At 62.2% G+C, this 21,927-nt stretch carries 22 protein-coding genes; 7 read left to right on the top strand and 15 right to left on the bottom strand.

The genetic code is table 11. From position 1 onward, the window contains the following. Window positions 1–94: 94 nt before the first annotated feature. Window positions 95–1,000 (top strand): LysR family transcriptional regulator, encoded by a 906-nt coding sequence (locus tag E1B25_RS08220; RefSeq protein ID WP_132828289.1) that lies wholly within the window; start codon window positions 95–97, stop codon window positions 998–1,000. A 67-nt stretch (window positions 1,001–1,067) separates the two neighbouring features. On the opposite strand, the gene E1B25_RS08215 is transcribed toward E1B25_RS08220, so the two are convergent. The 4 genes from E1B25_RS08215 to E1B25_RS08200 are packed head-to-tail and all read right to left on the bottom strand — an operon-like array spanning window position 1,068 to window position 4,043. Beyond that, window positions 1,068–2,018, bottom strand: a complete 951-nt coding sequence (locus E1B25_RS08215) for an OmpA family protein (protein WP_132828287.1) — start codon at window positions 2,016–2,018, stop codon at window positions 1,068–1,070. Continuing rightward, window positions 2,015–2,587 (bottom strand): peroxidase-related enzyme, encoded by a 573-nt coding sequence (locus tag E1B25_RS08210; RefSeq protein WP_132828285.1) that lies wholly within the window; start codon window positions 2,585–2,587, stop codon window positions 2,015–2,017. Before E1B25_RS08210 ends, E1B25_RS08215 begins: the two co-directional genes overlap by 4 nt. After that, complete coding sequence (locus E1B25_RS08205; protein WP_132828283.1) at window positions 2,584–3,324, bottom strand: GNAT family N-acetyltransferase; 741 nt, start codon at window positions 3,322–3,324, stop codon at window positions 2,584–2,586. Before E1B25_RS08205 ends, E1B25_RS08210 begins: the two co-directional genes overlap by 4 nt. Beyond that, window positions 3,321–4,043: a competence/damage-inducible protein A gene (locus E1B25_RS08200; RefSeq protein ID WP_132828281.1), complete on the bottom strand. Its 723-nt coding sequence runs from the start codon at window positions 4,041–4,043 to the stop codon at window positions 3,321–3,323. Before E1B25_RS08200 ends, E1B25_RS08205 begins: the two co-directional genes overlap by 4 nt. 62 nt (window positions 4,044–4,105) lie before the next feature. Between E1B25_RS08200 and sfsA the strand changes: the two genes are divergently transcribed. Both sfsA and map read left to right on the top strand, forming a co-directional pair. Continuing rightward, window positions 4,106–4,798: a DNA/RNA nuclease SfsA gene (sfsA, locus tag E1B25_RS08195; protein ID WP_132828280.1), complete on the top strand. Its 693-nt coding sequence runs from the start codon at window positions 4,106–4,108 to the stop codon at window positions 4,796–4,798. Between the two features lie 78 nt (window positions 4,799–4,876). Further along, a complete protein-coding gene (gene map / locus E1B25_RS08190) occupies window positions 4,877–5,689 on the top strand; it encodes a type I methionyl aminopeptidase (protein WP_245510649.1) in 813 nt (270 codons plus the stop codon). Window positions 5,690–5,710: 21 nt separating this feature from the next. Here the strand turns inward: map and E1B25_RS08185 are convergent, their stop codons facing one another. Beyond that, the gene (locus E1B25_RS08185) at window positions 5,711–6,451 is read right to left on the bottom strand and encodes a hypothetical protein (protein WP_132828276.1); all 741 of its coding nucleotides are present in this window, start codon (window positions 6,449–6,451) and stop codon (window positions 5,711–5,713) included. A gap of 87 nt (window positions 6,452–6,538) precedes the next feature. On the opposite strand from E1B25_RS08185, the gene E1B25_RS22740 reads away from it, so the two are divergent. Continuing rightward, window positions 6,539–8,842 (top strand): calcium-binding protein, encoded by a 2,304-nt coding sequence (locus tag E1B25_RS22740; protein ID WP_132828274.1) that lies wholly within the window; start codon window positions 6,539–6,541, stop codon window positions 8,840–8,842. 114 nt (window positions 8,843–8,956) lie between these two features. Here E1B25_RS22740 and E1B25_RS22120 read toward each other — a convergent pair whose 3' ends face one another. The 3 genes from E1B25_RS22120 to E1B25_RS08170 form a co-directional block, all read right to left on the bottom strand. After that, window positions 8,957–9,115 (bottom strand): hypothetical protein, encoded by a 159-nt coding sequence (locus E1B25_RS22120; protein ID WP_165937584.1) that lies wholly within the window; start codon window positions 9,113–9,115, stop codon window positions 8,957–8,959. A gap of 245 nt (window positions 9,116–9,360) precedes the next feature. Then, on the bottom strand, window positions 9,361–9,915 hold the full coding sequence (gene rsmD, locus E1B25_RS08175) for a 16S rRNA (guanine(966)-N(2))-methyltransferase RsmD (RefSeq protein WP_132828272.1): 555 nt from the start codon (window positions 9,913–9,915) through the stop codon (window positions 9,361–9,363). Continuing rightward, window positions 9,912–11,123 carry an NAD(P)/FAD-dependent oxidoreductase gene (locus E1B25_RS08170; RefSeq protein WP_132828538.1) on the bottom strand — a complete coding sequence of 404 codons (1,212 nt, stop codon included), beginning with the start codon at window positions 11,121–11,123 and terminating at the stop codon, window positions 9,912–9,914. Before E1B25_RS08170 ends, rsmD begins: the two co-directional genes overlap by 4 nt. Before the next feature lie 92 nt (window positions 11,124–11,215). On the opposite strand from E1B25_RS08170, the gene E1B25_RS08165 reads away from it, so the two are divergent. Next, window positions 11,216–11,704 (top strand): peroxiredoxin, encoded by a 489-nt coding sequence (locus E1B25_RS08165; protein ID WP_132828271.1) that lies wholly within the window; start codon window positions 11,216–11,218, stop codon window positions 11,702–11,704. Window positions 11,705–11,781: 77 nt separating this feature from the next. Here E1B25_RS08165 and E1B25_RS08160 read toward each other — a convergent pair whose 3' ends face one another. From E1B25_RS08160 to E1B25_RS08135, 6 genes are all read right to left on the bottom strand, one after another. Continuing rightward, window positions 11,782–12,075, bottom strand: coding sequence for a 4a-hydroxytetrahydrobiopterin dehydratase (locus E1B25_RS08160; RefSeq protein WP_132828270.1), 294 nt, complete (start codon window positions 12,073–12,075; stop codon window positions 11,782–11,784). Next, window positions 12,072–13,259, bottom strand: coding sequence for a GNAT family N-acetyltransferase (locus E1B25_RS08155; RefSeq protein WP_132828269.1), 1,188 nt, complete (start codon window positions 13,257–13,259; stop codon window positions 12,072–12,074). The genes E1B25_RS08160 and E1B25_RS08155 overlap by 4 nt, the downstream gene beginning before the upstream one ends. Window positions 13,260–13,303: 44 nt before the next feature. Further along, a complete protein-coding gene (locus E1B25_RS08150) occupies window positions 13,304–14,080 on the bottom strand; it encodes a glycerophosphodiester phosphodiesterase family protein (RefSeq protein WP_132828268.1) in 777 nt (258 codons plus the stop codon). Then, complete coding sequence (locus E1B25_RS08145; protein ID WP_132828267.1) at window positions 14,077–14,538, bottom strand: RidA family protein; 462 nt, start codon at window positions 14,536–14,538, stop codon at window positions 14,077–14,079. Before E1B25_RS08145 ends, E1B25_RS08150 begins: the two co-directional genes overlap by 4 nt. A gap of 80 nt (window positions 14,539–14,618) precedes the next feature. Next, window positions 14,619–15,959 carry an HlyD family type I secretion periplasmic adaptor subunit gene (locus tag E1B25_RS08140; protein ID WP_132828537.1) on the bottom strand — a complete coding sequence of 447 codons (1,341 nt, stop codon included), beginning with the start codon at window positions 15,957–15,959 and terminating at the stop codon, window positions 14,619–14,621. Window positions 15,960–16,036: 77 nt separating this feature from the next. Next, a complete protein-coding gene (locus E1B25_RS08135; RefSeq protein WP_132828266.1) occupies window positions 16,037–17,785 on the bottom strand; it encodes a type I secretion system permease/ATPase in 1,749 nt (582 codons plus the stop codon). A 197-nt stretch (window positions 17,786–17,982) separates the two neighbouring features. Between E1B25_RS08135 and E1B25_RS08130 the strand changes: the two genes are divergently transcribed. Beyond that, window positions 17,983–18,735, top strand: coding sequence for an MlaA family lipoprotein (locus tag E1B25_RS08130; protein ID WP_132828265.1), 753 nt, complete (start codon window positions 17,983–17,985; stop codon window positions 18,733–18,735). Beyond that, the gene (locus tag E1B25_RS08125) at window positions 18,736–19,341 is read left to right on the top strand and encodes an MlaC/ttg2D family ABC transporter substrate-binding protein (RefSeq protein WP_132828264.1); all 606 of its coding nucleotides are present in this window, start codon (window positions 18,736–18,738) and stop codon (window positions 19,339–19,341) included. A 159-nt stretch (window positions 19,342–19,500) separates the two neighbouring features. Here E1B25_RS08125 and E1B25_RS08120 read toward each other — a convergent pair whose 3' ends face one another. After that, window positions 19,501–21,708, bottom strand: a complete 2,208-nt coding sequence (locus E1B25_RS08120) for a transglycosylase domain-containing protein (RefSeq protein WP_132828263.1) — start codon at window positions 21,706–21,708, stop codon at window positions 19,501–19,503. Window positions 21,709–21,927 lie beyond the last annotated feature (219 nt).

The following is a 21,927-nucleotide window of genomic DNA, read 5'->3' as shown; positions in this document are numbered from 1 at the left end:
CCAATACCGCGATATTATCCCATCGTTGCCCCCTTCTTGCCCAGATTGAGCGGGATAACGAGGACAGCGAGACCTGGGAACCGAGGATGATGGCATGGACCGACTGACCGAAATGGAAGCCTTTGCCAATGTGGTGGACCAAGGAGGGTTCACCGATGCGGCCAAGAAGATGGGTATCTCCAAATCGGCGGTGTCCAAACATGTCTCCAGCCTCGAGGCGCGGCTGGGCGCACGGCTGTTGAACCGCACCACGCGCCGCGTCAGCCCGACCGAGATCGGCTTGGCCTATTACGACCGTGCCCGCCGGGTGCTGAATGACGCCGGCGAAGCCGACGCGCTTGTCACCTCGATGCAATCGGCGCCATCGGGGCTGCTGCGGATCAGCGTGGCCACCGATTTCGGCGTCAATCTTTTGTCTCCGATCCTGTCCGAATTTCTGTCCGATTTCCCCGACATCACCGTCAATATGGTGCTGAACAACCGCTATGTGGAACTGATCAGCGAAGGCTTTGACCTCGCGATCCGCATTGGCGAGTTGGAGGATAGCTCGCTGCGCGCCCGCAAGCTGACCGAGACCACCAAACGACTGGTCGCCAGCCCGGGATATATCCAGAAATTCGGCCGCCCGCAGAAGATCGACGATCTCAACACGCACAAGCTGCTGCATTATTCCAGCCAGTCGAGCGGTAATGTCTGGAAGCTGACCGCGCCCTCGGGCGAAAAGCGGCAGGTGCGCACCGCCGGCTGGCTCAGCGTCAATGACGGGCAATCGCTGCTCAACGCCGCGATCTCGGGCCTTGGGATCGCCTATCTGCCCAGCTATCTCTATGCGCAAGCGATGGAGGAAGGGCTGGTCGAGGATGCGATGCCCACCCTCCCGGTCGAGATGCTGGGCGTTTACGCGGTCTATCCGCCGGGTCGTTTTACCCAGCCCAAGGTTCGCGCCTTCATCGACTTTCTGGTTCATGCCTTTGCCGACAAGGGCCCGACCGAGTGGTAACAAGTTTCATGTTGCTTCCCTTGGCAACTTGCCTGCCCCCGTGCTCCGCACGGGGGCTTTTTTCATGTCACTTCAACGGCAGCACCATCGCCTCGACCCGGCGGTTCTTTTCGCGCCCCTCAGCTGTAAGATTCGAGGCGATCGGCCCCAGATATCCCACCCCCTCGGCCTCAACCCGGTCCGGCGCCACCGCATATGCGCTGACAAGGCGGTCCCGCACGGTTTCGGCCCGCCGTTTCGACAGCGTGATATTCGCCGCCAGCCCGCCGACGCTGTCGGTATGACCAACCAGAACGATCCGGTAGCTCGGGTTGGCGGCCAGAAAGGCGGCAATTCCGGCCAGCGTGTCATAGCTGCCCGGCGGCCCCAGCGCATTGGCACCGGTGCCGAAATCCAGATCCCCAAGAAGAATATGACCGCGCGACAAAAGCGCGTCACTCACGGCGTTGCCCAATGCGCTCGCCCCCGGCAACGCCTCATCCGGCACCAGTCCTGCGACCGGCGGTTGCAGCGCGTCTTGCACCGCACCCTCCGCCGCAGGCGCGACGGGCACGACATGAATCTCCTGAATATAGGAGCTTCTGCCGGTGCTGCTGACCAGCAGGCTCAACGCCTCGTCACCCTTGCGGATGGCCGAAAGAAAGCGAAAATTGCCAATATCCACATGCATATGCGGAGCCGGGGCAATTTCGGTCCCGAAGCGGAAATCGAATCCGCCACAGCCCTGCGCCCGGCATTCAAACAGGATCTCATAGCCGCGCGCCGCAAGCTGATCGCGCAGCGGCGCCAACAGCTGCAGCGGTGCGAACGGCCCACCTTCCATGCGCCATGTGCGGCGCTCGACCTGGCCCTCGAATATCTGCGCGGGCACTCCATCGCCCACAAACGCCGCACGCGGCAGAGCATAGCTGTCGAACGGCGAGACCCGCTCGGACAGAAGCCGCGCCCCCTGCGGGAGCTCCAACGCCACCGCCGGACAGGCGGTGAGAAGGGTGCAGAGGGCGACGGCCCGTATCATCTGGATTGCTTGTGATATCCGTCGTTGGGCCACATGGCGGTGGCGCTGGCCACACGGTTGGTCATGTTGAAGAACCCGGCGACGTTGGCGATGTCCCAGATATCGCGGTCGGAACAGCCCACATCGCGCAATACCTGACGGTCATCTTCCTCGATGGTGTAGCTTTCGGTTGTCATCTTGGCCGCGAAATCCAGCATCGCGCGCTGGCGCGGGTCCAGATCCGCAACCCGGTAGTTGATCGCCAGCATCTCTCCCAGCATCGGATCGCCCGACAACTGCCGCACCGCCGCCCCATGGGCCACGATGCAATAGAAACAGCGGTTGATCGAGGACACCACGACCGCGATCATCTCGCGTTCCAGCTTGCTCAGCCCGCTCTTGGCCAGCATCAGGTCGTTATAGATGCCGCTAAAGGCATTCAGCTTGTCGATGTCGAACGCGTTGGCCTTGAGCACGTTGGGGATCAGCCCCAGCTTTTCGGTGCAGATATCGAAATATTTCTGGGTGTCCTCGGGCAGCGGGTCGACCATCGGTAGGTCAAGTGCGGTAGGTGGTCTGCTGTCGGTCATGTGCGGGTCTCCTCCCCTTGCAAGATGCGGTAGTGATACTGGCCCACTACGGACATCCCAAGACCGGAATACAAGGCATTCGCCGCGTCATTTTCCCGCGTGCAAACCACGGCGAGCGTATCGGCCCCCTGTTTTGCCGCCCAATGGGCCGCGCCGCGCATCATCCATTTGCCGAGCCCCTGCTGGCGCTGATGCGGCAGGATCTCCAGCGCGTGCACCATCGCCACGCCGGTGTGGATGGCGACAAAAGCGGCGCCGCCCGGCTTGTCATTGAAGCGCGCCAAAAGCCCGGTCCGGGGCCCCTCGGCGCGGGCCATCACCGCCAGACGCGCCGGTCCGATCCCGGCCTCGGCCCAGATCTCGCGCATGATTGCCAGCGGCTCCCAGACCTCCAGCACGGTTACCCGTGGCATCGCGACATCGGTGAGTTGCGCCACCGGACAGGCATAGGCCGTCACCGGATCCTTGATCGCATAGCCGCGCGCCTGCAGCTGCGCATCAAGGGCGTCATCCCCCGGGCGGATCATGAAAAGCGGGCGCTGATCCATTGCGCGCATCGCCTCTTCCGCTGCCGTGATCTCGTTGTCGTCCACCGGCCGCTCGGCCGAGGCTGCCGACACCCGACTGCCGCCGCCCTGCCCCGTGCGCAAAAGCCAAGGCCCCTGTTCGTGATAACTGGCAGCCGGCCATGTGCCGTCGATCACATCGAACAGCCAGGGGGCGGTTTCAACGCTCATACATCCAGCTCCTGCGAAAGACGGGTCACAGCGGCATTCACCCTTGCGCCATCGCTGCCGCGCACGACGATATTGGCGCCGTACACCCCGTCTGTATGGAACGGGTAACAGCCGATCGACAGGTCCGAGAACTCTGCCGCCAGCGCGCCCAGCGTTCCGGCAATCTCGCCCTCGCCGCGCATCACCCGCACGCTTTGCGACATGAGCGGCGCACCGCCGATCAGCGTCGGCAGCAGGCCCGCCACCATCGCTTCGAACACCGCCGGAACACCGGCCATGACATGCACGTTTTCGATCGTGAATCCGGGCGCGGTAGACACCGGGTTGTCGATCAACACCGCCCCGTCCGGGATGCGCGCCATACGCAGCCGCGCCGTATTCAGCTCCAGCCCCGTGGCCTTGTAATGCGCCTCAAGCAGCGCGCGGGCATCGGCGCGCACGTCAATATGCGCGTCAAAGGCCGCTGCGATGCAATCGGCGGTGATGTCGTCATGGGTGGGGCCGATCCCGCCGCTGGTAAAGACGTGGTCAAAGCGCGCCGACAGCGCCTGCACGGCATTAATGATCGCCGGCGCGTCGTCGTTGACCACGCGCACCTCTTTCAGGTCGATCCCATGTTTGGTGAGTTCGCCAGCAAGGAAATACATGTTAGAGTCGCGCGTACGCCCGGACAGGATTTCATCCCCGATCACAAGCATTGCGGCAGTTGGATTAGCCATGGTGCCCCTTCCCTCGTTTCGCGGTCTTGAAGGGCCGCGTCGGCAGGTATAGGCCGGGTTTCATGCGCTTTCAAACCCCTCTTGTCCCGGCCCGGCTGATCCGCCGCTACAAGCGGTTCCTGGCCGATTGCACCCTTGCCGACGGACGCGAGGTGACAGCCCATTGCGCCAATCCCGGCTCGATGTTGGGTCTGGCCGAGCCCGGCATGAAAATCTGGCTAGAGCCGAACGACGACCCGAAGAAGAAACTGAAATTCGGCTGGCGGCTGGTCGATCATGAGAATGGCCACTTTACCGGGGTCGACACCTCGGTGCCCAACCGCGCGCTGCGCGCCGCGCTTGAGGCGCGCCAGATCGCGCCGCTGGCCGCCTACGGAACTGTACGACCCGAGGTGAAATATGGACAATCGAGCCGCATCGATTTCCTGCTCAGCGAGCCGGGCCTGCCCGACGCCTATGTCGAGGTGAAATCGGTGACGCTTTCGCGGGTGCCGGGGCTGGTCGAATTTCCCGACAGCAAAACCCTGCGCGGCACCAAACATCTGGAGGAATTGTCCGACATGGTGCGGGCCGGCCACCGGGCGGTAATGCTGTATCTGGTGCAGCGCACGGATTGCACCCGGTTCGATCTGGCCCGCGACATCGACCCTGTCTATGACTCGGCGTTTGAGCGGGCCCGCGCGGCCGGGGTCGAGAAACTGGTCTATACCACCCGGATCAGCCCCGAGGAAATCACCGTGAACACCCTGCTATAGCGCGCAAAACGGCCACCTCTGGCAACTTTGCTGCAAACGCATTAAATACGGCGCAACGGCAAAAGAATGGAGCCTCAATTGAATAACGAACTTCGGGGCCGCCTGACCAAAGACGGCATTCAAATACACGATCAGAGTGATTTCGCTGGCATGCACAAGGCCGGGCATCTGGCCGCGCAAATTCTGGACGAAATGGCCGAGCACGTGTTTCCCGGCCAGACCACCGGGGCAATCGACCGCATCATCGAAGACAAGGTGAACGCGGCTGGCGCAACCTCGGCCACGATCGGCTACAAAGGGTACAAGCACGCGAGCTGTATCAGCGTCAATCACGTGGTCTGCCACGGCATCCCCGGCGACAAAAAGCTGAAGGACGGCGATATCCTGAACATCGACGTGACCGTGATCGTCGATGGCTGGTTCGGCGATACCAGCCGGATGTATGTGGCCGGCAAGCTTAGCCGCAAATCCGAGCGGCTGATCCAGGTCACCCATGACTCGCTGATGAAGGGCATCGAAACCGTCAAGCCCGGCAATACCTTCGGCGATATCGGTCACGCGATCCAGGTCTATGTCGAAAGCCAGCGGATGAGCGTTGTGCGCGATTTCTGCGGCCACGGGCTTGGCCGGGTGTTCCATAGCCAACCCAACGTGCTGCACTATGGTCGCCCCGGCACCGGCGCGGTGTTGGAGGAAGGCATGTTCTTTACCATCGAACCGATGGTCAACCTTGGCCGCCCCGAGACCAAGACGCTGGCCGATGAGTGGACAGCGGTCACCCGCGACAAGTCGCTTTCGGCGCAGTTCGAGCATTCGGTGGGCGTGACGGCGGATGGTGTCGAGATCTTCACCCTGTCGCCGGCCGGAACATTTCACCCGACCTACGGCTGATCCACTGGCGCGGGGCCGCGTTCAGAACGCGTAGACCAGACCGATCTGAACCGACCCGCCCAGATCGGGATAGTATTTCGCGATCGTCCGCAGACCCAGGTGCGTGTCCCGCGACTGTCCCACCGCTAACCCGACCTGGATCGCGGTATAGACATAATCGCTTTGGTCGCTGCTTTTCGACGACAAGCGGATCAAGGCCGACGACAAGGTGGTGCGCGTATCGGTAAAGGTCCGACCTCCGCCCACTTCGATGACGGATTCCACCCTTCGTCCCGCATGATAGGAAACGCCGGCCTCGATCTCGACGCCTGTCGTGTTGAAAGAGATCGTCATCGGATCAACCAGAATACCGACCCCCTTTGGCAGAAAATACCTGCTTTTCCCCGCAAAAACGGACCCCCGCCCAAGGACCGAGAAACGGCGAGAAACCGATTTCTCCAGACTGACACTGGCCTGAAGCTTCCTGCTTTTCGTCCGCTGATAGGCCACGCCGCTTGCTGAACTGAGTGTGTCCTTGTCGATATTCAGGAACCCGGGGGGCGATGCGGCACTGGCAGGAGCAGCACTGGCAGGAACAGATCTGGCACCTCCACCGCTTGACCCCGCCAAAAACCGAGAGCCCGCAGTGTCGAGAGAGGGCGGGATGATATGCATGTCGTCTTCCAGCACCGAAACGGCATAGTCGATCCGGGCCGGATGATGCTGCAGGGAACACCCTGAGACAAAAGAAAAAGCCCCCAAAAGAAGCAAAAAAAATTTCATGTCAAAATTGTATGATGAGATAAAACTTTCAACAAACGGGTTTTTGGCTATCCTCTCCCAAATACTTGGCACTGGGAAGAGATTGAAATGGTTGACATCAGAGCGCGCGCCGGCTTTGCGAATTTTTTTGACACCGGTCGACTGACCGACTTCACGGCCCTCAACGACGTGAACAATGCCAGCTACCTGGAGGCGTTTGGGGTCTTCTCCGAATCTGGAAATTGGTCGGTAACCACCCTGTCCTCCAGCAAGATCGTCCTCGCGGCTGAAGATCCCTGGCTATCCGGTCTTTCGCTAGAGGCGCAGATCCTCGGCACGGGAATCGGCCCTGTCAGCAGTTTGGCAGCGCTTGACGACGCGATCAGGTCCGGGGTTGCAACCGGGGATTTCACGCAGATCAAGATATCCGGGTCCAAGTCCGCGCTCTGGGACGGCGATGACACGCTCAAGAACAAGACGTTCCTGACATTCGATTTCGCCGACGATGGCTATACCGTCACGTCCGGAAATCTTCGGATCGAGATACCGGGCACCCTGCCCAGCAGTCTGCAGGACATCTTCGCCATCGGACAGGTCGCCGACCAGGTCGCGGGCTACTCAAGCCTCACACCCGCGCAGCAGGCCAATGTCATCGCCCAAATGAACACGCTCGCCTCCGGCGGTTTTTCTGTCATCCTCAACGGTACGACCGTTCTTGAACTCGCTGTTTCGGCAACCGAAATATCGTTGTCCCAGATGGGCTATTCGCTCGTCCTTGAGGGCAGTTTCCCGACCATGGTCGGAGATGCCTTTGCCCTGCTGACAGACCTTTCCGCAGCGCTGGACAGCGGTGCGGATATCGATATCAGCAGGCCCACGGGGTATTCCATTGACGTCGTGAAGATCACCGACCCCGACAACAAGGTCGTGCTGACGACCGTCGGCGACCTCGGGACCTCCGACACCATTTCACTCGATACGATCCGGCTTGACGGCAAGACGGTCAACAATCTGGTGATGGGCGACAATACGGAAAACTACGTGAGCACATCCTTCGGGATGGACACCTGGACCCCCTACATCCCCGGAGATTACCTGGACGGCACAGCAGGCAGGGATCATATCTTCGGCCTCGGCGGAAACGATACCCTGTTTGGGCACAAGGGCAACGATGTCCTGTTCGGCGGCACGGGCAACGATTACTTGGATGGGGGCGCGGGGAATGATGTGCTCAACCCAGGCAGCAATCTGTCTGGTGACATGACGTGGGGATCGAAAGGCAACGACACCATTATCCTGACCGATTCCGGCATGGGGTTTCAGGAGATTACCTACCGGACCTTTGATCGCGGTGTCGACATCTCGATCAACGGAAAAACCAACACCGGCACGGTGACAAAGGGGGGCGCGGGAACGGATACGATCGTGGACGTCGCGGTCCCGATGAAGGCAGGCTGGACATCCGTTGCCGGTGGTTTCTCCGTGACTGGCTCAGATTTCGATGACAGTTTCGACATCGTAACAGCCCCGAAGAGTTGGACCGACGTGCATGGTTTTGATGGCAGCGACAGTTTCGATCTGACGCTTTCAGCGAACTCCATCTTGCGGCTTTCTTTTGTGGGGGGGCAGGGCGCCGAAGTCAATTTGAAGACCGGCGTCATCGCCAACGACAGTTGGGGCAACAGCGAAACCGTGAGCGTTCAAAACAAGGGGGGCCAGATCGAACTGAATGGCACCTACCACAACGACACGCTTGTTGGCGACAAATTCAGCAACAGGTTCATTTTGGGTCAAGGCGACGACGTGGCGAACGGGCTGGGCGGGCAGGATATGGTGCGCTATGACCGTTCGGGTGTCGGCTCGGTCGAAGTAAACCTGACCACGGGCACCGCAACCGGGACATGGTGGGACGGGGCCTTCACCCACACCTTGCTGAAAATCGAGGATGTCCGAGGCTCACACGACGGGAACGATACCCTTATCGGGAGCGCGGTCGCCAACAGGCTGGAGGGGCGCGGCGGGCGCGATACGCTTATCGGACGTGGCGGCAACGATATACTTCTGGGCGAAGACGGTCACGACCAATTGCTCGGCGGCGCTGGCCGGGACAAATTGTTTGGTGGCGCGGGCAACGACCGGCTGGATGGCGGCAACGGCAACGACATCCTGAAGGGAAACCTTGGGGCCGACGACTTTGTCTTCTCGGCCGGAAACGACCGCGTGTTCGGGTTTGGTGGCAAGGATCAGGTCGATCTTGGCAACGCGGTGGGCATCACCGGCTTTGTGGACCTCAAAAACCACCATATGGAGGAAAAGGCTGGCGACGTCATCATTACCGACGCCGATGGCAACACCATGACGCTGCTGAACACCGGTCTCGACACCCTCGACAAAGGTGATTTTATTTTCTGATGCCTCGGGGATGAAATGTCATCGTGGGCGGCTTTGCGTGATCGAGGTTCAAGCCCGGTTTCACGGAAGGACCGCCACGATCGGCATTTCAAAACCCGCAAAACCTGCCGCCCCTTAGCGAACCGTCAGCGACATCGCCTTTTGCACGTGATAGGGGGCGTCAGAAAGCCACGAATCGTTCTGTCCGTCACCAGAGGCATAAAGCGCCACAGCGCCCGCGAACAGGGTCGTAAGGGCAATCGCACCCAGCAGAGACACACGCAAACCAGTCATTATTCTCGCTCGTCTTGTTTTTGTTTTTCGGTCGTTTTTTGATCAGAAAGCTGAAATAGACATCTTTGTTGCAGGATACGAGGGGGGACGCGCCTGCCGTCGCGTCACAAAATCGTTACGCGCTCGATGCTCAGGGCGCACACAGGCCTTCTGCCCGGCCTTGGCATGCGTACAGAGGCTATCACCCCCCAACTTTCAGCGCATTGAAACCGACCACGGGCCAAGACGGGCGCCGGGACGGTGGGCTAGCTGCCCACCTCAAGCAGGGTTACATGGGTCTCGCCATAGCTCCGCCGCTCCAACAAGGTGAATCCCTCGGGCGGCTCCATCGGCGCGCTTTCTTCCCAGACCACCAGCGCCCCGGGGGCGAACCACCCCCCCGCCAGCGCCGCCGTCAGCGCCTTTTGCCCCATCCCCTTACTATAGGGCGGATCGAGGAAGATCAGATCAAAGCCGGGCGTATCGCAGGCGCCCAAACGGGTGGCATCGCGCCGGATCAGCCGGGTCTCATCCTGGCTGCGGGTCAGCTCGACGTTCTTGCCGATCAGCCCCTGTGCCACACGCCCGCTCTCGACGAAGGAGACATGCGCGGCCCCGCGCGACAGCGCCTCCAGCCCCAGCGCGCCGGTGCCCGCAAACAGGTCCAGCACCCGCGCGTCCGGGATCACCCCGAAATGGGTCAGCACCGAAAACAGGCTTTCGCGCACCCGGTCCGTGGTGGGGCGCAGATGCGCGCCCGCGTCACCCTTGCCGACCGCAGCCAGCGTGCGACCCCGGAATGTGCCCGCGATGATCCTCACGCCCGCATCAGTGCCTTGAGGTCGAAACCGGGGTCGCCCACCTGTGCCGGGTCGGCGGTCTTGCCCGCCTCGATCAGCCGCTTGCCGACCATAAAGGCGCGCGGATCGTTCATCGCATCCACCGCCAACAGCGTCTCGCCCTTGAAATACCAGAACGAGGCCACCTGCCCCTCGCCTTGCCGCGTCACGATGCGGTCAAACCCCGTGTTCAATCCGGCGATCTGCAATTTCACATCGTATTGATCCGACCAGAACCAAGGCTTGGGCACATAGTCCACCCCGGCGCCCAGCATGTTGGCGGCCACACATTCGGCCTGATCAATGGCGTTGGGCACGCTTTCCAGCCGCAGCCGCCCGCCCCGGTAGGGAAACGATGCGCAATCCCCCGCCGCCCAGACATGCGGGGCAGAGCTGCGGCCCAGCGCATCGGTCTTGATCCCGTTCTCGATCACAATCCCGGCCCCTTCAGCGAGCGTGGTGCTCGGCGTGATCCCCACACCGACGACGACGAAATCGACCGCCAGCTCGGCCCCATCGCTCAGCACCGCGCCGGTGACGCGACCGGTGTCGCCGACCAGATGGTCCAACCCGACGCCCTCGCGGATATCGACACCATGGCCGGTGTGCAGCGCGCGGAAATAATCGCTGGTTTCCGGGGCCGCGACCCGTTGCAGGATGCGTTCGCCCATCTCGACCAGCGTGACCTTGACCCCGCGTTTGGCACAGACAGCCGCGGCCTCAAGCCCGATATAGCCGCCCCCGACAATCAGCGCGCGTGCCCCCCCGACCACGGCCGGGGCCATCGCATCCACATCGGCCAACGTGCGCACGGTAAAGACCCCCTCCAGTTCGCCGCCGATCGCCGCCGGAAGATGGCGCGGATCAGACCCGGTGGTCAGCGCCAGTTCGTCATAGGCGATCACCTCGCCCGCGACGCTCACCGTCTGCGCGGCGGTGTCGATGGCGCTCACCTCCTGACCCAGCCGCAGGGTGATATCGGCCTCGGCGTAGAAACTTTCGGGCCGCAGATAAAGCCGTTCCAGCGCCATATCGCCCAGCAAATAGGCCTTGGACAGCGGCGGGCGCTGATAGGGCGGCACCGGCTCGGCCCCGATCAGGGTGATCGCGCCGCCATAGCCATCCTTGCGCAGCTTGGCCACCAGAGAGGCCCCGGCCTGTCCGGCTCCGATCACGACGATATGGCCCATCTGAAATTCCTGTCCGCTGGCTGTGGTCAATCTTTGGCAGGACACTATATGCACGACCGGATGGAACACAATCGCAATGGAAAGAGACACATATGAGCATCAAAGCCGGCGACCGCCTGCCAGAGGCAACGCTGATTCAGATCGGTGCCGACGGCCCCGAACAGATCAAGATCTCGGACAAGACCAAGGGCCGCAAGGTCGCCATTTTTGCGGTGCCGGGGGCCTTCACGCCGACCTGTCATTCCGCCCATTTGCCCAGTTTCATCCGCACCAAGGACGCCTTCGCGGACAAGGGCGTGGACGAGATCATCTGCATTTCGGTAAATGACCCCTTCGTGATGAAAGCCTGGGGCGAGGCGACGGGGGCGAATGCGGCCGGGATCAGCATGCTGGCCGACTCCCAAAGCGAATTCACCACCGCGATCGGGATGAATTTCGACGCCCCGCCCGCCGGTCTGATGGCGCGCTCGGCCCGCTATGCCATGCTGGTCGAAGATGGCGAAGTCACAGTGCTCAACGCCGAGGAAAACCCCGGCCAGTGCGAGACATCCGCCGGCGAAGGGCTGCTTGCCGCGCTCTGACTGCGCCCTGAACAACGCCGGAACGGCCCCCGCTCCGGCCCCATCTTACCGCAGCCCCGTCTTGCACCAAACCCGTCTTAAACCAGCGCGTCCATCTTGCGCGCGAGCTTGGCGTCCTGCGCGCTCAACCCGTCGACGTCATGGGTTGTCAGCACCACCTCTACCCGATTGTAAACATTGCGCCATTCCGGGTGGTGGTTCCATTTCTCGGCCCAGATCGCGGCGCGGGTCATCCAGCCGAAGGCATCGACAAAATTCTCGAACTCGAACATCTTGGCGATGGCATCACGCCCCTCGACCATATGCCAACCGTTCCGCATCAAGGGGTCCAACAGGGGGCCGCGCGTTTCCTCGGACAGTTTTTCGCTCATTCCTTTTCCTCCACGTTGACCTTTTTGAACGGGCCGTACTCAGTCAGGATTTCGATTTCCTCGCTCACCGCAGTGCGCTCGGCCTGCAGAAACTCCGCAACAGCCTCGGCAAAGCCCGGATCGCCGATCCAGTGCAAGCTGTGGGTCTGGCTCGGCAGATAGCCGCGCGCCAGCTTGTGCTCGCCCTGCGCCCCGGCCTCAACCCGCTTCAATCCGTGGGCGATGGCGTAGTCTATGGCGCGATAGTAACACAGCTCGAAATGCAAAAACGGGTGATGCTCGCACGCGCCCCAGTATCGGCCAAAAAGCGTCTCGCGCCCGATGAAGTTCAGCGCGCCAGCGATCCAGCGCCCGTCGCGTTCGGCCAGAACCAGCACGATGTCGTCGCGCAACCGCTCCTGCGCCAGATCAAAGAACGCCCGGGTCAGATAGGGAGAGCCCCATTTGCGCGCGCCGGTATCCTGATAGAACTGCCAGAACGCCTCCCAATGCTCGGGACGCAGGGCATCGCCCGTCAGCTCATGGATGGTGCCACCAAAGGCATTGGCCTGCTGGCGTTCCTTGCGGATATTCTTTCGCTTGCGCGAGGACAGCCCGGCCAGAAAGGCATCGAAATCGGCATACCCGTCGTTCAGCCAGTGAAACTGCTGGCTAGAGCGCGCCATCAGCCCCATTGCCACGCTCGCCTCGGCCTCCTCCCCGGTACAGAAGGTAACATGCAGCGAAGAGATGCGGTTATCGGCCGCCAATTGCACCGCGCCTTGCACCAGCGCCGATTGGCCGATGCCATCGTAACCGGGCCGCACCAGAAACCGCCGCCCGGTTGCGGGGGTAAAGGGCACCGCGATCTGCAACTTGGGGTAATAGCGCCCGCCAGCGCGCTCATAGGCATGCGCCCAGCTATGATCGAAAATATACTCGCCCTGACTGTGCGACTTGGCATACATCGGGGCCGCCGCGATCAGCATATCGTCAAGATAGGCGGTCAGATATTGTGGCTGCCAGCCAGTGCCGCGCCCGACCGAGCCGCTGTCCTCCAGCGCCTTGAGAAAGCGATGCGTGGTAAAGGGATCATCGGGGCGACCGCCTGTGGCCGCCTCGGGGCAGGCGCAGGCGTCCCAGTCCGCCGCCGTGATCTGCGACAGCGACGGCAAAACCTGAATTTCGATCTGCGCCTGATCCATCGTCCCTCCGGCCTCCCCCCTATTTGTGGTCACCGGGGCGGGGTTCAACCCGGGATCGCGGCGCGATACCCTTCGAAGGTGATATTGTCGGCCAGCTTGCGCGCTTCTGCCTCTGCTTCGGGCGACCGGATGGTCCAGCACAGCACCGGCACGCCATCGCCGTGCAGCGCGCGGACCCGCGGGCGGGACAGATCGCTCGCCTGATGGCTGATGAAGCTGGCGCCAACGCGGTCGAAATCGGGGATGTCGCGCAGCCGGTCGCAAGCCTCGCCCGACAGCGGCCAGTCGGTGGCATCATAGTTGCAGGTGGTCAGACCGCGCGCCAAATCGGGGGCCAGACGCGCCATCTCGGCCATGCTGTGCGGGTTGAACGACATCACCGCCACCGGCCCGCCATAGCCCGCCAGCGCCCGCGCGGCGGCGGCTTCCAGCGGGCCGACAGCTGGCCCCATGGCACCGTCCTGATCTTTCAGTTCGACCAGCAGCGGTGCACGGCCCGCGACCAGATCGAGGATCTCTTCAAACCGCGGGATCGTCTCGCCGTCGCCATGCAGCAGCGGGATCGCCGCGGCCTCCTCGGCGCTGCGCTGGCGCAATGGCCCGGCCTGCCCGGTCAACCGGGACAGATCATAATCGTGAAACACCATCGCCGCGCCATCAGCGGTCAGCTGCAGGTCGATTTCGATCCCATAGCCCGCCGCGATGGCCGCCTTGATCGCGGCACGGCTGTTCTCGGGGCGGCCTTGGGTGATATCGTGATAGGCCCGATGCGCCACCGGCAGGCGCAGCAGGGCGTCGGGGAGCACGGACAAAGCGGTCATCGGAGCTGGAAAATCCCTTCGATTTCGACCGCAACGCCCAACGGCAACGCCGCCGCCGATACGGCCGAGCGGGAATGCCGCCCGGCATCGCCCAACGCCTCGACCAGAAAGTCAGAGGCCCCGTTCACCACCTGCGGTTGCTGCGTGAAATCAGCGGTGGAGTTGACGAAACCGGTCAGTTTTATCACCCGCACCAGCAGATCCAGATCCCCGCCACAGGCGGCGCGCACCTGCGCCAGAAGTGCCATCGCGCAGCGTTGCGCGGCGGCGGCGCCCGCCTCTACATCCATCGTGTCGCCCAGCTTGCCGGTGATCAATTTGCCGGTTTCATCCATCGAAATCTGGCCTGAAACGTACAGAATGTCCCCCACCCGCACATAGGGAACATAGTTCGCCGCCGGTGCAGCGGCTGCGGGCAAGTTCACGCCCATCTGGTCCAGTTTGCCTTGTATGCTCATCGTCTCTCTCCTGTATTCGGGCCTGTATTCGGGCCTGTATGCTATTGCGGCCCGTAGTCGGGGCGAACAGCGATCCCAGATCAACTTTCGCGGAACGCCTTGGTAAAGTAATCCGCCAGCGGCTTCACAAGATAGGCCAGCGGCGAGCGGTCAGCGGTGCGCACATAGGCCTGCACCGGCATGCCCGGGATCAACACCTTGCCCTCGGGCAGTTTGTCCGTCTCGCCCTGGTCCAGAATGATCTCGGCGCGATAAAATGACCGACCGCTGGCATCGTCCTGAAAGGCATCCGCCGAGATCTGGGTCACCTTGCCGGTCAGTTCCGGCGTGTGGCGCTGATCCAGCGAAGACACCCGCAGACGCACCGGCTGGCCGACATGGATTTCGTCGATATGGATGGGATCGACCTGCACGGCAATCACCAGCGGGCGGTCTTGCGGCACAAGGAACAAGACCGGATCAGCCGCACGAATGACCGAGCGCGGCGTATGCACACGCATGCCGTAAACCACACCAGAGACCGGCGCCTTGACCTCCAGCCGCGCCAGTCGATCCTTGAGCGAGCGCCGTTGTTCCGCCAGTTCCAGCTCGCGATAGCGCAGGTCGCGCAGGCGGGTGATCGCCTCCTCACGCTGGGTCGTGCCCAGTTTGAGGATTTCGATCTCGATCTCGGTGATCCGGCCCTCGGCCTGCGCCTTGGAGGCTTTGAGTTCGCCCAGCGTCCCATCCAGATTGGCAGAGGTGCGGCGCAGATTCAAAACGGTGGTGGCCTGTGCCAACCCGCGATCCAGCAGAGATTGCTGGTTGGCCAATTCCTCTTCGATCAGATCGAGCTGGATCTTCAACGAGTCTTGCTGCGCCTCGATCCCCTCGATCTGGTTGGTGATCTGGCCGCGCCGTTTGTCCAGTTGGTCGATCTCGCGCGCGGTGGAGTCGCGACGCGCATGAAACAGCCGTCGCTGCCCCTCGATCAGTTCGGCCACCTCGGGGCGCCCCTCGGCGACCTCCAACAAGACGGGATCGAACGTCACATCTCTGGTCTCGTCACGTTCCGCCTCAAGCCGACCGCGCCGCGCCATCAACTCAAACAGCTGACCCTCGACAATCAAAAGTTGCGAGGCCAGATCCCGCGGGTCCAAACGGATGAGTGTCTGACCTTCCGCGACCAGATCGCCCTCATGCACGAGGATTTCCGCGACCTCACCACCGTCGAGGTGCTGCACCACCTGCCGGTTCTGCTCGACCTCGACCCGACCGCTCACCACCACCGCGCCAGCGATGGTGGACAGCGCCGCCCAACCGCCAAACCCACCGACCAGCACGAGCAGCGCCAGCAGACCGATCATCACCGGCCGTCGCGCCGACCAGCCGCGCCCGGCGACCGTCTTCGGCCCGCTCGGGGTGACCTTTGCCAAGTCCATCCTGGCCTTCTTTGCCAGATCGGTCTTGGCCTTCTTGGCCAGATCCGTGTCGGCGGCCTTCGTCAAATCTGTTCCGGTCATTTCATGCCGCCCATTCCGGACGATTTCATCAATTCCTGATGGTTCGTGACCATTTCGCGCAACACCTGTTCCTTGGGCCCAAAGGCGGTGCGGTGGCCGTCGTCCAGTACCAGCAGCATATCGCATTCCTGAATTGCCGAGGGCCGGTGCGCCATGATCAGCACCGATTTCCCGGCCGCTTTCATTGCCTTGATCGCATTGTTCAGCGCCATCGAGCCCTCGTTGTCGAGGTTCGAGTTCGGCTCGTCCAGGATCAGGATCACCGGATCGTCATAAAGCGCACGCGCCAGCGCCACGCGCTGCATCTGCCCGCCCGAAAGCCGCCCGCCCCCGGCGGTCACCCGCGTGTCATAGCCCTCGGGCAGGGAGACGATCAGATCATGCGCCGCCGCCATCTTGGCCGCCGCGACAACCTTTTCACTGTCCGGCACCGTCACCATCCGCGCGATATTCTCGGCAATCGTGCCGTCAAAAAGCTGCACCCGCTGCGGCAAATAGCCCATATGCTGACCCAGCACGTCAGGGGCGTATTGATCCAGCGCCGCCCCGTCCAGCCGCACAGTCCCGCCAGCCGGCTTCCAGAACCCGGTCAGGGTGCGCGCCAGCGTCGTCTTGCCCGACCCTGACGGCCCGATCACGCCCAGCGCTATCCCCGGGTCGACCTTGAAACTTACCGTTTTCAGCTTGGCCCGGGTATCTCCCGGCGGCACCACGGTCAGCGCATGCGCCTCAAGCCGCGCCGCCGGCTTGGGCAGGGCCGTGCGCGGTTGATCCGGCGGCGCCTTGCCCAACAGTTCACCAAGTTGCTGCCAACCCCTGCGCGCGCGCTGGATTTGCGGCCAGTGCCCGACAAGCTGTTCAATCGGTGCCAAGGCCCGACCCAACAGAATCGACCCCGCAATCATCACGCCCGCCGTGACCTCGCCCTGAAGCACAAGATAGGCCCCAAGGCCCAGCATCGCCGATTGCAGGAACATCCGCAGCGTCTTGGTCAGCGACGAAAAACTGCCGCCCACATCATTGGCAAGCACAGATTCCACCAGCGATTCGTCGCGGGTGTGGTTCCAGCGATCGAACGCCGCGCCGCGCATGCCCATCGACTGAATCGTCTCGGCCTCGTGGCGGATTTCTTCGGCCATCAACCCGGCGCGATGCGAGGAAATATTGGCCTGCTGCACCGGCTGGCGCGAAAAGATCTGGTTCAGCACGGTGATCAGCACCAGCAAGGTGCCACCCGAAACCGCGAGAATACCCAGCCAAGGGTGGAACAAGGAGATGCCAAAAAGAAAGAACGGCGTCCAAGGCAAATCGAACAGCGCCATAAAGGCCGGTGCCGCCAATATGCGCTGCACCGATTCAAGATCGGTCAGCCCGGTCTGCGCAGCGGGATCATTGGCCACCGCCGAGCGTTTCAGCATCGCCTCGAACACGCGCCGGTCCAGCGCGGCTTGAAACCGCGCCCCCACCCGTGCCATGATCCGGCCACGGGCATAGTCCAGAATCCCCATCGTACCGTACAGAAAAGCGACCAACAGCGACAGCGCCACCAGCGTCTCTTCTGACTGGCTGCCAAGCACCCGATCATAGACCTGCAACATATAAAGTGGCCCGGTCAGCATCAGAAGGTTTGCGAAGAAGCTGAACAAACCCACAGTCCAGAACAAGGCGCGACTTTGTCTCCGGGCGGCAACGAGTTCCGCGAATCCGTCGTGTACAGATCCGCTGGTACGATTTGGCGGTGGCATCGTCTTCCAATATCTATAAGGTCTGCAACGACCTAAAAGTGAGCATCAATTCGCTTTATGTGTTTGCGCCTGTTTCAATACGGCCACACATCCATTATTGCAGCGCATAGCACTTTTACCCGGCGCCTACGAGCCTACATTTCAGAAGTTGCCCCACGACCGCAAGTATCAACGGATTGTTTCACGGAATGAAATCTATGCAGCGCCCCCTCCTCGTCCTATCTGCGATCTTGTCCGTCGGGCTGCTGTCCGCCTGCGCCACCCGCACCCCGGAACAGAAAGCAGCCGGCGAGATCTTTGATCCCTACGAAAGCACCAACCGCTCGGTCCATTCCTTTAACCTGGTCGTGGACAAGGTTCTGTTCCGGCCGGCCTCCAAGGGCTATGTCACCGTGGTGCCCGAGCCGATCGTCGAAAGCTTTAACTATTTCGCCGAAAACTTGACGATGCCGGGCATGATTGTCGATTCCCTGTTACAGGGGAATTTGAAACAGGCCGGGACCGCCTTTTCTCGCTTCGTGATCAATAGCACCGTGGGCTTTGCCGGGCTGGCCGATCCGGCCTCGGATTTCAAGATCCCCGAGGTCGATACCGATTTCGGTGAGACGCTGCATGTCTGGGGCTTTGATGAAGGCCCCTACGTTGAACTGCCGCTTTATGGTCCCTCCACCGCGCGGGACGCGGTCGGCGTGGTCGTCAACCTGTTCACCAACCCGCTCGATTATACCGATCCGCGCCCAGCCGACAATCTCGGCACCTATGCCCAGATCGTGCGTCGCATGGGGGATCGGGGCCGCTATTCCGATACGGTCGATGCGATGCTATATGACAGCGCAGACAGCTATGCACAGCTGCGCTCGCTCTACCTCCAGAATCGACGCTTTGATCTGGAAGGTGAGAACACCGACCTCTACATTTCCCCTGACGAGATCAGCACCGAGGGTTTCTGAATGACTGTCAATATTTCGCGGCGCCACCTGATCGGAACAGCCTCTGCGGCGGCGGGCCTTGCCATGCTGCCCATTACGGCATCGGCTCTGAACCCCACCACGGCGCGCACCATGGTCGACAAGCTGGTGGCCGAGATCAACCGTGTGATCGACAGCGGCAAATCCGAATCCGCGATGTACCGGGATTTCGAGCGCATCTTTGAAACCTATTCCGATACCTCGTATATCGCCGCCTATGCCTTGGGCGTGGACGGGCGCCGCGCGTCCAGCACGCAAAAGCGCGCCTTTACCGACGCGTTCACCGGCTATATCTCGCGCAAATACGGCAAGCGGTTCCGGGAATTCATCGGCGGCAAGCTGGAAGTGGAGGATGTGCGCAAGGTCAAGAATTTCCTTGAGGTGCGCACCACCGCCTATCTGCGCGGGGAATCACCGTTCGAGGTGGCGTTCCACGTCTCTGACCGCACCGGGCGCGAGCTGTTCTTCAACATCTATATCGAGGGTGTGAACATGCTGCTGACCGAACGGACCGAGATCGGCTCCATGCTCGACGCGCGCCGCGGCGATATTGACGCGGTGATCGCAGACCTGAAACGCGCCGGCTGACCGCCGCACGACAGCACGACAGCCAAGAATGAGAGAGGCCGCGGCGGGAACGTCGCGGCCTCTCTCATTCTAGGTATCTAACCTCGGCCCCCACCACAGACAAACCGCGCGGGGGGGACGCCCGAAAGACGGCCCCCCTTTCAATGCGTCACCGCCCGATCAATTCGCCCCACCGCCAAAGATGCCGCGCAAGATCTGGTTGACTGCGCCACCGACGCCCCCCTCTGCGCCGCCATCGGCGGGTTGGCCCTCGGGCCGGTGCGGTGGAATCGGGCCGCGCATCGGCAACGGCTTCGGGGTCCGCCCCTCGTGCACGCGGACCATGGTTTCATGCCAGATCTCGGCCGGCAGGCCGCTGCCCGTCACACCCTTGAGCGGGGTGTTGTCGTCATAGCCCATCCAGACGCCGGTCACATAATCGGCGGTAAAACCGATAAACCATGCATCGCGCGCCTGTTGCGTGGTGCCCGTCTTGCCCGCAACTTGCCAATCCTTCAGTTGCGCGCGCTGCCCGGTGCCCTCGGAGACGACCTTTTCCAACATCCAGATCAACTGTTCGGCGGCTTCGGTGCGGATCACGCGTTCGCCGATTCCACCCGTCGCGCCAAACAGCGGCGCATCATCACCCATCAGCCGCAACTCGGTCAGGCCAAAGGGCGTCACCGAAGAGCCGCCGTTCAGGATGCCGGCATAGGCCCCCGTCATCTCGATCAGCGTGCTTTCAGAGGCCCCCAGCGCCAGCGCCGGACCAGCGGCCAGATCACTGTCGATGCCAAACTCGCTGGCCACGATCCGCACCTTGTCGCGGCCATATTTCTCTGACGTTTTCACCGCCGGGATGTTCAATGATTTTTTCAGCGCCTCGGTCAGCGTGACCGCACCGTAATGCTTGTGGGTATAGTTCTCGGGGCACCATTGACCCGAGCCCGGGATGTTCATGCAAAACGCCTCGTCCACCACCGTGTCCAGCGGCGAGGCCCCCAGATCAAGCGCGGTGGCATAGACGAAGGGTTTGAACGCCGAGCCGGTCTGGCGTTTGGCTTGGGTGGCGCGGTTGAAAACGCCCGACACCCGCGTCTTGCGTCCGCCCACCATGCCGCGCACAGCGCCATCGGCGCTCATAATCACGATTGCCGCCTGCGCCTTCGAGCCTTCGCTCACCTTTTCCTGAAACACGAACTTCATCGCCTCTTCGGCGGCGGCCTGGATATCCTGATCCAGCGTGGTCTTGATGATCACGTCCTCGGTGGTCTTGCCGCCGAAGAACTCCGGCGCCTCGTCCATCACCCAATCGGCGAAATAGCCGCCGGCGCGGGCCGCTGCGGCCTCGGACAGCTCGGCGGGTTGATTGCGTGCCTGTTCGGCCTCGGCTGTGGTGAGGAATCCCTGATCCTCCATCAGCCCCACGATGACCTTGGCCCGGTTCTGGGCGCGGGTCAGGTTGTTGGTGGGCGCAAAGCGCGTCGGCGCCACCAGCAGCCCGGCCAGCATCGCCGCCTCGGCCGGGGTCACCTCGGCCGCCGATTTGCCGAAATAGCGCTGGCTGGCCGCCTCGAACCCACGCGCGCCAGCCCCAAGAAAGGCCCGGTTCATGTAGATGGTCAGGATTTCGTCCTTGGTGTATTTGGTCTCCATCGCCATGGCATAGATCGCTTCCTTGACCTTGCGCCACAACGTTCCCTGACGACAGTTGGCCTCGTACTCGGCCTCGGTCTGGCCCGCCTGCGGGTCAAACGGCTCGCCCAGGCACAGCAATTTCGCCGTCTGTTGCGTGATGGTCGACCCGCCATGCCCAGACAGCGGACCGCGCCCCTCGCTCAAGTTGATACGCACGGCGCTGGCAACGCCGCGCGGGCTGAGGCCGAAATGGCGATAGAAGCGCTTGTCCTCGGTCGCGACGATCGCATGTTTGAGATAGGGCGAAACGGTGTCGGTCGTCACCACACCGCCGAACTGATCCCCGCGCCACGCAAATACGTTGCCTTCACGGTCCAGCAGCGTGACAGACCCGCGCGCCCGCCCGTCCAACAAAGTCGTCATCTCGGGCAGCAGGGTATAGTGATACCCGATGCCAGCGCCGATCAGCAGCGCAATCACCATCCCCATACGCCACGAAAAGCCCCAGATCAGCCCGAAGGCGCCACGGATCAGCCTGCCGAACCAGCCGATGAGACCACCGCCACCGCCACGGCCCCCCCGGCGCGGTGCGGGTTTGCGCCGCGCGGCCGCCTTGGGCTTTGCCCGCGCCCCTGTCTTGCCGCCCGTGCTCCGCGACGACCTGGATGCCTTGGCAGGCGTCTTTTTGCGCTCTGCCGAAGGATAGCGTCTATCCGCCACCAGCGGTGTGCGACGTGTCTTTTTGGCCATGCCCGATCCTGCTCGATCTGTGTTCTGTGCGCACGATACAGTGCCCGGCAGCATTTGTTGAGAGGCAGCAAGCCCCCATGACGTCGACTCTTTTCCGCCCATTTTTTGGGCATTATAAATGATTTGTGCAAAAAATGTGCAACAACTACGCGGGACGCGCGGATTTTCCGGGCATTGGCGTTCCCTTGACCATGCTGAATGGCGTTTCTTGCTTGGCGA

Origin of the sequence: Antarcticimicrobium sediminis (assembly GCF_004348975.1) — a bacterium.
Taxonomy (GTDB): Bacteria; Pseudomonadota; Alphaproteobacteria; order Rhodobacterales; family Rhodobacteraceae; genus Antarcticimicrobium; species Antarcticimicrobium sediminis.
This window is presented reverse-complemented; position numbering and strand designations above follow the sequence as displayed.

Coding starts and splice junctions, on each gene's coding strand:
- E1B25_RS08220 (WP_132828289.1), top strand. CDS start 95: ATGGACCGACTGACCGAAATGGAAGCCTTTGCCAATGTGGTGGACCAA.
- E1B25_RS08215 (WP_132828287.1), bottom strand. CDS start 2,018: ATGATACGGGCCGTCGCCCTCTGCACCCTTCTCACCGCCTGTCCGGCG.
- E1B25_RS08210 (WP_132828285.1), bottom strand. CDS start 2,587: ATGACCGACAGCAGACCACCTACCGCACTTGACCTACCGATGGTCGAC.
- E1B25_RS08205 (WP_132828283.1), bottom strand. CDS start 3,324: ATGAGCGTTGAAACCGCCCCCTGGCTGTTCGATGTGATCGACGGCACA.
- E1B25_RS08200 (WP_132828281.1), bottom strand. CDS start 4,043: ATGGCTAATCCAACTGCCGCAATGCTTGTGATCGGGGATGAAATCCTG.
- sfsA (WP_132828280.1), top strand. CDS start 4,106: ATGCGCTTTCAAACCCCTCTTGTCCCGGCCCGGCTGATCCGCCGCTAC.
- E1B25_RS08185 (WP_132828276.1), bottom strand. CDS start 6,451: ATGAAATTTTTTTTGCTTCTTTTGGGGGCTTTTTCTTTTGTCTCAGGG.
- E1B25_RS22740 (WP_132828274.1), top strand. CDS start 6,539: ATGGTTGACATCAGAGCGCGCGCCGGCTTTGCGAATTTTTTTGACACC.
- E1B25_RS22120 (WP_165937584.1), bottom strand. CDS start 9,115: ATGACTGGTTTGCGTGTGTCTCTGCTGGGTGCGATTGCCCTTACGACC.
- E1B25_RS08170 (WP_132828538.1), bottom strand. CDS start 11,123: ATGGGCCATATCGTCGTGATCGGAGCCGGACAGGCCGGGGCCTCTCTG.
- E1B25_RS08165 (WP_132828271.1), top strand. CDS start 11,216: ATGAGCATCAAAGCCGGCGACCGCCTGCCAGAGGCAACGCTGATTCAG.
- E1B25_RS08160 (WP_132828270.1), bottom strand. CDS start 12,075: ATGAGCGAAAAACTGTCCGAGGAAACGCGCGGCCCCCTGTTGGACCCC.
- E1B25_RS08155 (WP_132828269.1), bottom strand. CDS start 13,259: ATGGATCAGGCGCAGATCGAAATTCAGGTTTTGCCGTCGCTGTCGCAG.
- E1B25_RS08150 (WP_132828268.1), bottom strand. CDS start 14,080: ATGACCGCTTTGTCCGTGCTCCCCGACGCCCTGCTGCGCCTGCCGGTG.
- E1B25_RS08145 (WP_132828267.1), bottom strand. CDS start 14,538: ATGAGCATACAAGGCAAACTGGACCAGATGGGCGTGAACTTGCCCGCA.
- E1B25_RS08140 (WP_132828537.1), bottom strand. CDS start 15,959: ATGGACTTGGCAAAGGTCACCCCGAGCGGGCCGAAGACGGTCGCCGGG.
- E1B25_RS08135 (WP_132828266.1), bottom strand. CDS start 17,785: ATGCCACCGCCAAATCGTACCAGCGGATCTGTACACGACGGATTCGCG.
- E1B25_RS08130 (WP_132828265.1), top strand. CDS start 17,983: ATGCAGCGCCCCCTCCTCGTCCTATCTGCGATCTTGTCCGTCGGGCTG.
- E1B25_RS08125 (WP_132828264.1), top strand. CDS start 18,736: ATGACTGTCAATATTTCGCGGCGCCACCTGATCGGAACAGCCTCTGCG.
- E1B25_RS08120 (WP_132828263.1), bottom strand. CDS start 21,708: ATGGCCAAAAAGACACGTCGCACACCGCTGGTGGCGGATAGACGCTAT.